The following is a 13,447-nucleotide window of genomic DNA, read 5'->3' as shown; positions in this document are numbered from 1 at the left end:
CCCCCCCCCCCCCCGACTTGATGGTGCCGGCGGAGGCGTCCGCGCCGCGCATGAAGGAGACCGGGCCGGAGGCGTTGCCGCCGGAGGAGAGCAGCTCCTTGGAGGAACGGATCCGGGAGAGGTTCAGCCCCGCGCCGGAGCCGCCCTTGAAGATCATCCCCTCCTCCTTGTACCAGTCGAGGATCGACTCCATGGAGTCGTCGACGGAGAGGATGAAACAGGCGCTGACCTGCTGCGGCTGCCTGGTGCCGACGTTGAACCACACCGGCGAGTTGAAGCTGAAGATCTGGTGCAGCAGCGCGTACGCCAGCTCGTGCTCGAAGATCTCGGCGTCCTCCGGGGAGGCGAAGTACCCGAACTCCTCGCCCGCCTTCCGGTAGGTCTTCACCACCCGGTCGATGAGCTGCTTGAGGCCGGTCTCGCGCTGCGGCGTGCCCACAGCGCCGCGGAAGTACTTGCTCGTGACGATGTTGACCGCGTTCACCGACCAGAAGTCGGGGAATTCGACGCCACGCTGCTCGAAGTTGATCGAGCCGTCGCGCCAGTTGGTCATGACGACGTCACGGCGCTCCCACACCACCTCGTCGTAAGGGTGCACGCCGGGGGTGGTGTGGATGCGCTCGATCCGCAGGCCCTTGCTCCCCTTGCCACCCTTGGTGCGGGAGCCTCGTGCCGGGCCGCTCGTCGTCTCAGTCATTCCGCCTCCCTGTTCCGGGCACAACGCCCTGGTGCGACCCGGCCCGGAGGCGGGGTCACGGTTGTCGTTCTCTTGGCCGGAGCGCCGCGATGCGCCCCGGTCAGCTCTTGTCGGCGCCGGTCCGCGCGGGCGCGGGGCCCGGCCGGTCCTCGGCGGCGGGGAATCCCGCGCGCAGCTCGGCGATGGCGGCCTCGAAGTCCTCGAGCGAGTCGAAGGCCCGGTAGACGGACGCGAATCGCAGGTAGGCCACCAGGTCCAGCTCGCGGAGGGGCCCGAGTATGGCCAGACCGACGTCGTGCGTGGACAGCTCGGCACTGCCGGTCGCGCGCACGGCCTCCTCGACCCGCTGGCCGAGCTGGGCGAGGGCGTCCTCGGTGACGGGACGGCCCTGACACGCCTTGCGGACGCCGGCGATCACCTTGTCCCGGCTGAACGGCTCGGTCACGCCGCTGCGCTTGATCACCATCAGCGAGGCGGTCTCCACCGTGGTGAACCGCCGGGAGCAGCTCGGACACTGGCGGCGGCGGCGGATCATGGTGCCGTCGTCGGCGGTGCGGCTGTCGACGACACGGCTGTCGGGGTGCCGGCAGAAGGGGCAGTGCATCGCTTCTCTCCCTCTCCGACGGTTCGACAGCCCGGTGACACAGCGTGCGGACGCCGTGCGCGCGGGCACGACGCCATGGCCCTCGCAGACCCGTTCGAACGGGCCCGGCGGGCGATCTCCAGCATAGGCGATACCGGCGGCCGATGATGACCGGGGACCACTATTTGTGGGGAGTCGCCAGTCATGAAACCACTACATCTAGGGTTCGGCTGTCAACATCATCGGAACGCGTGTCGCGCCGCGACAAACGGGGGCCCGGCGTCGGGCGGGCGACGGCCGCATGGGAGGCTATCGCACAGGCGGTTACCGTTCGCGGCCGGATTCACCCCGAATGAAGAGCCATACACCCGGTTTCGTGGTCACGTCAGGCGATCTGCGATATTTCACTCGAACGTGTGTTTGGCGCAACCTTTCGATAGCAACTACCGTTGTCTGACTAGCGAGTACCACCTGAGAAGGGGCCGACATGACCACCGCAGCAGACGACGCCATCACCGCCGCTGAGCGCCGCCACGACCGGCTGGGCACGCCGGGCGCCACGCCCGCCCGCTCGCTGCCGGGGCGGCCACCGGGGATCAGGGCCGACAGTTCCGGCCTCACCGACCGCCAGCGCCGGGTCATCGAGGTCATCCGCGACTCGGTGCAGCGCCGCGGCTATCCGCCGTCCATGCGCGAGATCGGCCAGGCCGTGGGCCTGTCCAGCACCTCCTCCGTGGCGCACCAGCTCATGGCCCTGGAGCGCAAGGGTTTCCTGCGCCGCGACCCGCACCGGCCCCGGGCGTACGAGGTGCGCGGCGCCGACACGCCCGCCCCCCAGACCGCGGACACCGCCGGCAAGCCCGCCGCCTCCTACGTGCCGCTCGTCGGCCGGATCGCGGCCGGCGGCCCGATCCTCGCGGAGGAGTCCGTCGAGGACGTCTTCCCCCTCCCCAGGCAGCTCGTCGGCGACGGCGAGCTCTTCGTGCTGAAGGTCGTGGGGGACTCGATGATCGAGGCCGCCATCTGCGACGGCGACTGGGTGACGGTCCGCCGCCAGCCCGTCGCGGAGAACGGCGACATCGTGGCCGCCATGCTGGACGGCGAGGCGACGGTGAAGCGCTTCAAGCGGGAGGACGGCCAGGTCTGGCTCCTGCCGCACAACGCGGCGTATCAGCCGATCCCGGGCGACGAGGCCACCATCCTGGGCAAGGTCGTCGCCGTCATGCGCCGGATCTGACCGACACACCGCGCCGGCCGCCCCCGCCTTCTCACGACGCGGCGGCCCGCGCTGCCGCGTCGATCGCCGCGAGCGACCGGCGCGCCTGATTGCGATCGGTCGTGTACCAGAAGTCGGGCATCGAGGCGCGGAGGAACGCTCCGTACCGCGCCTTGGCCAGCCGGGGATCCAGCACGGCCACGAGGCCGCGGTCGCCCGTGGCCCGGACCAGCCGCCCAGCCCCCTGCGCCATCAGCAGCGCGGCGTGCGTCGCCGCGACCGCCATGAAGCCATTCCCCCCGGCCTCCTCCACGGCCTTCTGCCGGGCGCTGACCAGCGGGTCGTCCGGACGCGGGAACGGGATGCGGTCCATCACCACCAGCTGACAGCTCGGACCGGGCACATCCACTCCCTGCCAGAGCGACAGCGTGCCGAACAGGCAGGTCCGCTCGTCGTCGGCGAAGGCCCGGATCAGCTCGCCCAGCGTCTCCTCCCCCTGCAGCAGGATCGGCAGGTCCAGCCGGCCGCGCAGCTCCTCGGCCGCCGCCTGCGCGCCCCGCATCGAGGAGAACAGCCCGAGCGTGCGCCCCCCGGCCGCCTCCACCAGCTCCGCCAGCTCGTCCAGCATGTCGGCGCGGCTGCCCTCCCGGCCGGGCGGCGACAGGTGCTGCGCGACGTAGAGAATGCCCTGCTTCCGGTAGTCGAACGGGGAGCCCACGTCCAGCCCCTTCCACTCCGGGAACTCCTCGCCGTGCTCCCCCTCCGGGGCCAGCCCGAGGGAGGCGCCCACCCCGTTGAAGTCGCCGCCGAGCTTGAGCGTCGCCGAGGTGAGCACCACGGAGCGCTCCGCGAAGAGCTTCTCGCGCAGCAGCCCGGACACGGACAGCGGCGCCACGCGCAGCGACGCCCCGTACCGGTCGTGCCGCTCGAACCAGACCACGTCGAACTCCGAGCCCTGGGTGATCCGCTCCGCGACCTCCTGAATCGTCTCGATCGAGGCCAGCGCCTGCTTGCGCACCGCGTCCTCGTCCGCCACGGAGGCGTCCCGCGTGGTCCCCAGCGCGGTGATCACCGCGCGGGCGGCGTCCCGCAGCGCCAGCAGCGCGTACCCCAGGTCCTCCGGGATCTTCTCCAGCCGTCCGGGCAGCGCCAGCTCCATCAGCCGCTCGAACGTCTCGGCCGCCGTCTGCAACTGGTCCGCGATCTTCTCGTCGATGAGCCGGGCCGCGCGCCGCACCGCCCGGTTGACCGAGCCGGGCGTCAGCTCGCCGGTGGCGACGCCGGTCACGCGGGACACCAGCTCGTGCGCCTCGTCGACGATCAGGACGTCGTGCCCGGGCAGCACCGGCGCACCCTCGATGGCGTCGATGGCCAGCAGCGCGTGGTTGGTGACGATGACCTCGGCCAGCTTCGCCCGCTCCCGGGCCGCCTCGGCGAAGCACTCCGCCCCGTACGCGCACCTGCTGGCCCCCAGGCACTCGCGCGACGACACCGACACCTGCGCCCAGGCGCGGTCCGAGACACCGGGCGTCAAATCGTCCCGGTCGCCGGTCTCCGTCTCGTCGGCCCAGTCCCGCAGGCGCAGCAGATCCTTGCCCAGCTTGCTGCTCGGTCCGCCGACGGTCTGCCGGACCGCCTCGAAGGGATCGAAGAGACCGTCCTCGTCCTCCTGCGGCACACCCTCGTGCAGGCGGTGCAGACACACATAGTTCGACCGGCCCTTGAGCGTGGCGAACTCCGGGCGGCGCCGCAGCAGCGGGTGCAACGCCTCGACCGTGCGCGGCAGATCCCGCTCGACGAGCTGCCGCTGCAGGGCCAGCGTCGCGGTGGCGACGACCACGCGGTCGCCGCCCGCCAGCGCCGGCACCAGATAGCCCAGCGACTTGCCGGTGCCCGTGCCCGCCTGGACCAGCAGATGGGTGCCGCCCTCGATGGCCTCGGCCACCGCGTGCGCCATGGCGACCTGCCCGGGCCGCTCGGACCCGCCCACGGCCGCGACGGCGGCGTGCAGCAGATCGGTGAGGGGGAGCCCGGAGGACTCCCCGGGCTCGGGTGACTCGATGGGCGCGGAGGGCTCCCCGGATGTGACAGTCATAGGGCTGTCACCTTACGCGGCGGCACTGACAACCGCCGCCCGCCCGGGGAGAGTACGACGGATTCACGACACCTCCGTCCCCGGCGTCGCACGGCCCCGCCGCCGTCTCCGGCGGCGCGCGGTTCCGCTCGTACGGGTGACCGGAGGTCACCGCCCGCCGCGGCCCGTCCCCCTGCTCGCGCGGGGGGGGGCACGGGAAACCGGCCGGTCAGCGGTCCCTGACCATGATCGCGGCCCGCTTGCCGGGCAGGTCGGCGTCGGCCGCCCGGCGGAAGCCCGCCGCCCGGAAGGCCGCCAGCGAGGCGGCGTTGCGCACGTCCGGCTCGGCGACCACCCGGTCGCAGCGCGGCCGGTGGCGGAGCACGAGGTCGGCGGCGGCGCGCAGCAGGGCGGTGCCGAGGCCCCGGCCACGGTCCTCGGCGCTGCCGATGAGCACGTGGACGCCGGTGTCGTGGAGCCGGGACGGGTAGTAGCGGGCGAGCGTGTCGAGGTCGGCGCGGTAGATCTCCCAGTAGCTCATCGGCAGGCCGTCGAGAACGCCCAGGCACGGGACGCTGCGACCGTCGCCGTCGAGCTGCCGCCCGATGTGCGCGGCCGTCGCCTCGGCCGGGCCGGCCAGCCGCCAGAAGGCGTCCACCGCCGGGTCGTTCATCCAGGTGGCGATGAGGGAGAGGTCGCGGGGGAGGTGGACGGGGACGAGCTCGAAGACGCCGACGGGCGTGGCGACCGGTCCCCAGTCGCCCACGTTGTCGAGCAGGCCGGGCCGGTCGGCGGCGCGCTCGACGCCGTAGCCCGCGGGCGCGCCGGTCAGGTCGGGCGGCAGGTCGAGGTCCGCGGTGTCCTCGCCGTCGTCGGTGTCGGGGGCGGGCACGACGGCTCCTTCAGGTCGTGGTGAGCGGGTTGGCGACCGTGACGTAGACGGACTGGCCGTCGACCGGGCCGGCCAGCTCGTCCAGGCCGTGCAGCCGGGTGAGCAGGTTGGCCTTGCAGCGCAGGGTCCTCGCCCCCAGCAGGTGGGCGACGAGCGGCGGCACGAGTCCCTCGCCGGCGGCCCGCGCCTCGCCCGCCAAGAAGCCGCGGAAGCCCGCGAGCAGCACCTCCTCGTCGGCCAGGCCCTGGGAGCCGAACGCGCCGATCAGGCCGAGGACGTTGTTGACGCCGAGGTAGTAGGCGAAGCGCTCGTCGGCGATCTCGTCGCTGACGAACGTGTCGGAGGCCTCGCCGATGCCCGGCAGCCGCCGCTGGAGCGCGTCGCGGCGCGAGGCGCGGAAGTAGTACCCCTGGTTGTCGCGGAACCGGCCGCCCACCGGCCAGCCGTCGGTGTCCAGCAGCACGATGGTGTTCTGCTGGTGGGCCTCCAGCGCGATACCGGCCCGCGCGTCCAGCCACAGGAGCGGCCGGACGACCGCGCGCAGGTACCGCAGCAGCCACTCGGCCGCGACGGCCCGGGCCGGGCACCCGGTGCGGGCGGCGAGCCCGGCGACGACGAGGGCCAGCCGGGACCGCAGCTCCCGCTCGGGGCGGCCGGGCCAGGGCCGGGGCGCGGTGAGCGCCGCCAGGCACAGCGCGTCGTCGTCCGCCCCGAACGGGCTCTCCCGCAGGATCACGTCCAGGCCCGGCACGGGCCGTCCCCCGGGGTCGTCGACGGCGAGCCAGGCCGGGTCGCGCACGATCGTGAAGCCGGGACCGGCCGGGAAGGCCGCGCGCCACTCGGCCGCGAGTCCGCCCGCCAGCAGGCGGTGCACCTCGACGCCACGGTGCAGCTCCTTGCGGAGGTTCTCCCGGCGGGAGTTGGTGATGCGCAGCCCGAGCGAGAGCTTGAGCATGGCCGGGGCGCCGGGCCGGTGCACGGTGCGGACCGAGGAGGTGGGATGCCAGGGGTCGCCGTGCTCGCCCAGGTCGTGCAGCAGCCCGGCGTCCAGCAACGCGGCGACGGCCGGACGCCGCACCGCGTCGCGGGCCTGCCAGGGATGCAGGGGAAGCGGCACGGTCCCGGCGGGCAGCGCGAGCCCGCCGCCCGCGAGCCGCGCGGCCAGCGCCTCGGCGGGCACCGTCCGGCCGTCCTCCGTCCACGCCGAGTCGGCGGCCAGCACCGAGCGGTCCACGGCCAGCCAGTGCAGCCGGAACGAGCCGCGCAGCTCGGGCGAGCAGCGGCGGGCCTCCTCGCCGGTGAGGCCCTCCCGGCTCTTGGGCGTCGGGTGGAGGGGGTGACCGAAGAGCAGGGACTGCTCGGCGTCGAGGAACGGATGGCCGTGGGCCGCCCGGCCCGGCCGGGCCCGGCGGGCGGCCAGGAACGCGGCGGTGCGCCGGGCGGAGTCCGCGACCCGGCCCACCAGGGCGGCGGCCTCCCCGGCCCGCTCCGCGCCGCCCTCCCGGGCCAGCAGCGCGGCCAGGGTGACCGCGTCCACGGGCGCGGCCCCGGCCGGCGCCCCGGCGAGCCTGGCCGGGCCGAACCGGTGCCAGCCCGTGGCGGACCAGTGCCGCACGGACACCCGCAGCTCCGCGCCGGAGGCGGGCAGTGCCAGGCGCAGCTCCCGGCCGGCGGGCCGGGCGACGCCCGTCTCACGCACCCAGCAGCGCAGCAGACACTCCACGGAGGCGGCGTCGGCGGCCCGGCCGGGGTCGGCGTGCTCCAGGGGGTCCACGGTGTCCGCTCCCTCCCCGGCGCCCGCGTCCGCGCCGCCGCTCTCCGCGCCGCCGCCGGTCTCCGCGCCGTCGTGGCCCGCGCGCCGCTGGCGGGGCACCGCGGGGTCGAGCAGCCGGGCGAGCCGGCCCAGGACCGGCTGTCGCTCGCGGGAGGCACCCGGTTCTGGCTGAGGACGTGCGTTCATCCGTGTGCGGCGCGCGGGTCCGGCGCGAGCCGACCGGACCGGTGGCGCCTCCTCCTTTGTCACTGTCTGCCGAGGTCAGGGGCGATCCCCCATCCGTGGTAACGAGAACGGGCGCCGGGGATCACGGGCTTGTGGCAAGATCCTTCGACACCCCCGAGCGGCCGGAACGGAACCGCAGACCCGGCTGCCGCCGTCCAGAGCGACAACGGCATAGTTGGGGGGCCACTCCGACTACGGCGGAGTGCATGTCAAGCACCGCATCCAGGAAGCACATCAGGGGGAGAACACCCATGTCATCGATACGCAGGCAGCGGCCTCGGCGCCGCGCCGCCCTCGCGGCCACGGCGATGGCCGCCTGTCTCGCGCTGACCGCCACCGCCTGCAACGGTGACGGCGACTCGGAGGCCGAGGCGCGGCCGACCGAGGAGGCGACCGCGGGAGAGGATCAGCTCCAGGACCTGATCGACAACCTCCCGTTCGAGTTCGACGTGGAAGCCTGGATGGACGGGGCCTGGGCGGACTGGGACGAGGAGACCTGGCTCCGCGAGATCGGTGACTTCGTCAACCCGATCATCGACGGCCTGTGGGATCAGGAGCGCATGGGGGAGGCCGAGGACCCGGACCAGTCGATCGACGACGGCCAGATCGAGGAGGACGAGAACGCCCCCGAGGCGGACGACCCGATGGCCGACCGGGGCATCACCGACCCCGAGCCGGTGGCCGTCGAGGCGGAGCCGGTGGCGACGCCCTACACCGAGAACGGCGCCCCGATCGGCAAGGTCTTCTTCGACAGCCCCGAGGGCCCGATGGTGTGCTCCGGCACGGTCATCAAGGACCCGAACGCCCCCGGCCGCTCGAACCTGGTCGCCACGGCGGGCCACTGCGTGCACGCGGGCTCCGGCGGCGGCTGGTACCGCAACCTCAGCTTCGTCCCGGCCTACAACAACAACGGCCTGAGCGCCGAGGAGGTCAACTCCGCGGCCTACGAGGACGTGGCGCCCTACGGCGTCTGGTGGGCGAACTACGTGTCGACCACCCAGTACTGGATCGACAACGGCACCGCCATGGGCGGTGACGGCGCGCACGGCGACTTCGCGGTCATGTCGGTCGAGCCGGAGGACGGCAGCGGCCTGTCCCTGGAGGAGACCGTCGGCGCCGCCCTCGACGTCAACTTCGACGCCCCCGCGGTCTCCGGCCTCGGCCCGGTGACGCTGTACGGCTTCCCGGCCGCCGACCCCTACGACGGCGCCCTGATGTACAGCTGCGTCGACAACCCCGGCCGTCTGTCGCTCGACGCGACGATGCCCGTCATGTACTGGGCCGGCTGCACCATGACCGGCGGCGCCTCGGGCGGCCCCTGGCTGCGCACCAACGAGGCGAACGAGCCCGAGCTGATCTCGGTCAACTCGATCGGCCCGCTGGAGAGCACCTGGCTGGCCGGCCCCCGGCTCGACGAGGAGGCCCAGGGCGTCCTGGACTACGTGAGCTCCGAGGTCAACGGCGGCTGACCCGGCCCGCGGCCCGGTACGTGCGAGGGGCCCGGCGCCCACCATCAGGTGGGTGCCGGGCCCCTCGGCTTCGTCCGACGCGTCTGCCGGGACCGGGCTCAGGCCCGGGCCGTGGCGAGCGGGCTGCGGGTCGTGTCGCTGCCGGGCACCGGCTCGGAGGGGTCGTCCCCGAGCCGCACGATGCGGTTGGCCGAGTCCACGTGCACCACGGTGGGCTTCAGGGTGCGGGCCTCGGTGTCGTCCACCTGCGCGTAGCTGATCAGGATGACCAGGTCACCCGGGTTGACGAGGTGGGCGGCGGCGCCGTTGATCCCGATGACACCGGAGCCGCGTGCGCCCTCGATGACGTAGGTCTCCAGACGGCTGCCGTTGGTGATGTCGACGATGTGGACCAGCTCGCCCGGCAGCAGGTCCGCGGCCTCCATCAGGTCCGCGTCCACGGTGACCGAGCCGACGTAGTGGAGGTCGGCCTCGGTCACCGTGGCACGGTGGATCTTCGACTTGAACATGGTGCGCAACACGATGCAGCTCTCCCGGCTCATTCGTAGGTCGCGTTCCGGCTGGGATACGCGCCGTCCGCACCATGCTAACCGCGTACCTACCCGGTGGTACCCGCCGGGACGTACGGCTCCAGGAGCGCCGCCAGCTCGGCGTGGACCCGGGCCCTCAGCCGCGTGCCCTCGCCGGTGTGCTCCTCGGCCAGCACCTCGCCCTCGGCGTGCACCCGGGAGACCAGCGCCCCACGGGTGTACGGCACCAGGGCCTCCAGCTCGACCTCGGGGCGCGGCAGCTCGGCGTCGATCCAGTCGAGCAGCTCCGGGATGCCCTGCCCGCTGTGCGCCGAGATGGCGATCGACCGCTTCTCGGCGCGCAGCAGCCGCTGGAGGGTGAGCTCGTCGGCGGCGTCCGCCTTGTTGATCACCACGATCTCCGGGATGTCCTTCGCGCCGACCTCGTTGATCACCTCGCGGACGGCCGCGAGCTGCTCCTCGGGCGCCGGGTGCGAGCCGTCCACCACGTGCAGGATCAGGTCCGCGTCGCCGACCTCCTCCATCGTGGAGCGGAACGCCTCGACCAGGTGGTGCGGCAGGTGGCGCACGAAGCCCACGGTGTCGGCCAGGGTGTACACCCGGCCGCTGGGGGTCGTGGAACGGCGCACCGTCGGGTCGAGGGTGGCGAACAGCGCGTTCTCCACCAGCACGCCCGCGCCGGTGAGCTGGTTCAGCAGCGAGGACTTCCCGGCGTTGGTGTAGCCGGCGATGGCGACGGAGGGCACCTTGTTGCGCTGCCGCTCCTGCCGCTTCAGATCGCGGCCGGTCTTCATCTCCGCGATCTCCCGGCGCATCTTCGCCATCTTCTCGCGGATCCGCCGCCGGTCGGTCTCGATCTTGGTCTCACCGGGGCCGCGGGTCGCCATGCCGCCGCCACCGCTGGAGCCGCCGCCGCCCATCTGCCGGGACAGCGACTGACCCCAGCCGCGCAGCCGGGGCAGCATGTACTGCATCTGCGCCAGCGCGACCTGCGCCTTGCCCTCGCGGGACTTGGCGTGCTGGGCGAAGATGTCGAGGATCAGGGCGGTCCGGTCGACCACCTTCACCTTGACGACGTCCTCGAGGTGGATGAGCTGGCCGGGGCTGAGCTCACCGTCGCACACGACGGTGTCGGCGCCGGTCTCCAGCACGATGTCGCGCAGCTCCTGGGCCTTGCCGGAGCCGATGTACGTGGCCGGGTCGGCCTTGTCGCGGCGCTGGATCACGCCGTCGAGCACCAGGGCGCCCGCGGTCTCCGCGAGGGCGGCGAGCTCCGCCAGGGAGTTCTCCGCGTCCTGGGCGGTACCGGAGGTCCAGACGCCGACCAGCACGACGCGCTCCAGGCGCAGCTGGCGGTACTCGACCTCGGTGACGTCCTCCAGCTCGGTGGAGAGTCCCACGACACGGCGGAGCGCGGCGCGCTCGTCGCGGTCGAACTGCTCACCGTCCCGCTCCTCGTCGAAGGTGCTCCGGGCGACGTCCTCATCCATCAGGGCGTCGGCCCGGCGGCCCGCAGCACGGCGCTGGTTGGTGTCCTGTGGAAGGGAAGAGAAGGTCAATGCGGTCCTTAGGTCGGTGGAGGGGACTGCTTCTCGCGTCAACGCCCGGGCGATCCGGAACATTCCGCCGCCCCCGGAAGCAGATTTCCATAGTGGCACGCCCTCTTCCGCCCGTCACCCGGATAAGCGAGCGTGCCGCGACCCGTCTCAGGGCTGCAGACGGGCCGCCCGCGTGACGTCGTACACGCCGGGTACCCGGCGCATCGCCTTCATCAACCTCGGCAGCCCCGAGGCGTCGGGCAGCCGCAGCGTGTACGTGTGCCGCACCCGGTGCTCGCGGGGCGGCTCCACCTCGGCGTGCAGCACGGCGGCCCCGTGCGCGGCGAGGGCCTCGGTGAGGTCCGCCAGCAGCTCGGGCCGGCCGAGGGCCTCGGCGTGCAGCGTGACCCGGCAGCCGACCGAGCCGGAGCGCCAGCTCACGCGCAGCGGACGGCGGCCGGCGGCGGTCATGTCGGCGGCGGCCGGACAGTCCTTCCGGTGCACGGTGACCGCGCCGCCGCGGACGGCGAAGCCGGACACGGTGTCCGGCGGCACGGGCGTGCAGCAGCGGGCCAGCCGCACGGGCGCGCCGGGGGCGCCCGCGACGACGGCGGCGGACTCGCCGGTCGGCACGGCGGGCGGCGGCGGCTCGTCGGCACGGGCCGGCGCGGCGGCGGTGAGCGCGGCGGACGGCGCGGCGGCGGTGGCGGGCTCGTCGGCCGGGGCCTGGACGCTGTCGAGCCAGCGCCGGATCGGGATGCGGGCGGCCGGCGTCGTGGCGTAGTCGAGCCACTCCGGGGAGGGACCCCAACTGCCGTCGGCGGCGAGCAGGAGCTGCACGGTGTCGCCGTCGTGCAGCACGGTGCGCAGGGTGGCCAGCCGGCCGTTGACGCGGACGCCGATGCAGGCGTGCGCGTCCTGGCCGTGCCGGGCGTAGGCCGCGTCCACGCACGTGGCGCCGACCGGGAGCTGCAGCGGGCCGTCCTCGGCGGCGTCGACGAAGACCGTGATCTCGCGGTCCCGGGCGAGCTCGTCGCGCAGCGCGCTCCAGAACGTGTCGGGGTCGGGGGCCTGCCGCTGCCAGTCCAGCAGCCGGGACAGCCAGCCCGGGCGGGTCGGATCGCCGCGCTCGGCCTCGTCGCCGGCCGGCTCGCCCTCGCCGGAGCGGTGCGGGTCGCCGAGCGCGATGACCCCGGCCTCCGCGACGCGGTGCATGGTGTGGGTGCGGACCAGGACCTCGGCGACCTGCCCGGCGTCGACGGCGAGCGCGGTGTGCAGCGACTGGTAGAGGTTGAACTTGGGCGCCGCGATGAAGTCCTTGAACTCCGAGACGACCGGGGTGAAACAGGTGTGCAGCTCACCGAGGACGGCGTAACAGTCGGCGTTCTCCCCGACCAGGATCAGCAGGCGGCCGTAGTCGTACGGGCCGAGCTCGCCGCGTTTCAACCGGACACGGTGCACGGACAGCACATGCCGGGGCCGGATGACGACCTCGGCGGCGATCCCGGCCTCGCGCAGCACGCCGCGCACGGACTCCGCGACGCCCGCGAGCGGATCGGGCCGCTCGGCGTGCCGGCGGATCAGCTCCTGGGCGGTGGCGTGCTCCTCGGGCTGGAGGATGGCGAAGACCAGGTCCTCCAGCTCGGTCTTCACGGTCTGCACGCCCAGCCGCTCGGCCAGCGGGATGAGGACGTCCCCGGTGACGCGCGCGATCCGCGCCTGCTTCTCCGGGCGCATCACGCCCAGGGTGCGCATGTTGTGCAGCCGGTCGGCCAGCTTGATCGACATCACCCGGACGTCGCTGCCGGTGGCGACGAGCATCTTGCGGAACGTCTCGGACTCGGCGGCGGCGCCGTAGTCGACCTTCTCCAGCTTGGTGACGCCGTCCACCAGGTGGCCGACCTCGTCCCCGAACTCGGCGCGGACCTGATCGAGGGTCACGTCGGTGTCCTCGACCGTGTCGTGCAGCAGGGAGGCCGTCAGCGTGGTGGTCTCCGCGCCGAGTTCGGCCAGGATCAGGGTGACCGCCAGCGGGTGCGTGATGTACGGCTCGCCGCTCTTGCGGAACTGTCCGCGGTGCGCGGATTCGGCCAGCAGGTAGGCCCGGCGCAGGAGTCCGAGGTCGGCGCGCGGATGGTGGCGGCGGTGCGCCTGGGCCAGATGTTCGATCGCGTCGGGCAGTCTGCCCCGCAGGGCGGTCCGCAGGACGGCGGCCCGCCCGAGCTGACGCAGCCTCAGCACGTCCCTGCGGCCACCGCGGCGGGGGCCTGCCGTGCCGCTCGGTGTGGTCGCCTCTGCGCTCATGGGGTGCGCACCTCCCGCGGTGTCCGTGACCGGACCGCATCCCCGTTGATCCCGCAGCGGCGCCGGTGCTTGATGCTACCGAGCCCATCACGCCCCGCTGACCGGTGGCTGCCCCGATCGCCTGGGATCACCCATTCCAGTGACT

9 protein-coding genes and 1 pseudogene are annotated in these 13,447 nt (G+C 73.5%); 2 read left to right on the top strand and 8 right to left on the bottom strand.

The window, feature by feature from the left end:
- Positions 1 to 697, bottom strand: a pseudogene (locus tag ACSNOC_RS06445) (vitamin B12-dependent ribonucleotide reductase); the annotation flags it as partial.
- Between the two features lie 100 nt (positions 698 to 797).
- Complete coding sequence (nrdR, locus tag ACSNOC_RS06440; RefSeq protein ID WP_436746276.1) at positions 798 to 1,301, bottom strand: transcriptional regulator NrdR; 504 nt, start codon at positions 1,299 to 1,301, stop codon at positions 798 to 800.
- A 466-nt stretch (positions 1,302 to 1,767) separates the two neighbouring features.
- Between nrdR and lexA the strand changes: the two genes are divergently transcribed.
- A complete protein-coding gene (gene lexA, locus ACSNOC_RS06435; RefSeq protein WP_436746275.1) occupies positions 1,768 to 2,517 on the top strand; it encodes a transcriptional repressor LexA in 750 nt (249 codons plus the stop codon).
- 31 nt (positions 2,518 to 2,548) lie between these two features.
- Here lexA and ACSNOC_RS06430 read toward each other — a convergent pair whose 3' ends face one another.
- The 3 genes from ACSNOC_RS06430 to ACSNOC_RS06420 all read right to left on the bottom strand — a co-directional run bounded on the left by ACSNOC_RS06430 (position 2,549) and on the right by ACSNOC_RS06420 (position 7,422).
- Positions 2,549 to 4,591, bottom strand: coding sequence for an ATP-dependent DNA helicase (locus ACSNOC_RS06430; protein WP_436746274.1), 2,043 nt, complete (start codon positions 4,589 to 4,591; stop codon positions 2,549 to 2,551).
- 208 nt (positions 4,592 to 4,799) lie between these two features.
- Positions 4,800 to 5,462 carry a GNAT family N-acetyltransferase gene (locus ACSNOC_RS06425; protein WP_436746273.1) on the bottom strand — a complete coding sequence of 221 codons (663 nt, stop codon included), beginning with the start codon at positions 5,460 to 5,462 and terminating at the stop codon, positions 4,800 to 4,802.
- A 10-nt stretch (positions 5,463 to 5,472) separates the two neighbouring features.
- Positions 5,473 to 7,422, bottom strand: a complete 1,950-nt coding sequence (locus ACSNOC_RS06420; RefSeq protein WP_436746272.1) for an IucA/IucC family protein — start codon at positions 7,420 to 7,422, stop codon at positions 5,473 to 5,475.
- Positions 7,423 to 7,712: 290 nt separating this feature from the next.
- On the opposite strand from ACSNOC_RS06420, the gene ACSNOC_RS06415 reads away from it, so the two are divergent.
- Positions 7,713 to 8,930, top strand: coding sequence for a trypsin-like serine peptidase (locus ACSNOC_RS06415; RefSeq protein WP_436746271.1), 1,218 nt, complete (start codon positions 7,713 to 7,715; stop codon positions 8,928 to 8,930).
- Between the two features lie 98 nt (positions 8,931 to 9,028).
- On the opposite strand, the gene panD is transcribed toward ACSNOC_RS06415, so the two are convergent.
- The 3 genes from panD to ACSNOC_RS06400 form a co-directional block, all read right to left on the bottom strand.
- Complete coding sequence (gene panD / locus ACSNOC_RS06410; protein ID WP_436746270.1) at positions 9,029 to 9,451, bottom strand: aspartate 1-decarboxylase; 423 nt, start codon at positions 9,449 to 9,451, stop codon at positions 9,029 to 9,031.
- A gap of 77 nt (positions 9,452 to 9,528) precedes the next feature.
- Positions 9,529 to 10,950, bottom strand: a complete 1,422-nt coding sequence (gene hflX / locus ACSNOC_RS06405) for a GTPase HflX (protein ID WP_436746278.1) — start codon at positions 10,948 to 10,950, stop codon at positions 9,529 to 9,531.
- Between the two features lie 216 nt (positions 10,951 to 11,166).
- The gene (locus tag ACSNOC_RS06400) at positions 11,167 to 13,302 is read right to left on the bottom strand and encodes a RelA/SpoT family protein (protein ID WP_436746269.1); all 2,136 of its coding nucleotides are present in this window, start codon (positions 13,300 to 13,302) and stop codon (positions 11,167 to 11,169) included.
- Between the last annotated feature and the right edge of the window lie 145 nt (positions 13,303 to 13,447).

This window comes from Streptomyces sp. URMC 129, from assembly GCF_051386415.1.
Classification (GTDB): domain Bacteria; phylum Actinomycetota; class Actinomycetes; order Streptomycetales; family Streptomycetaceae; genus Streptomyces.
Note: the sequence above shows the minus strand (reverse complement) of the source record. Positions and strands in the feature narration are given on the sequence as shown.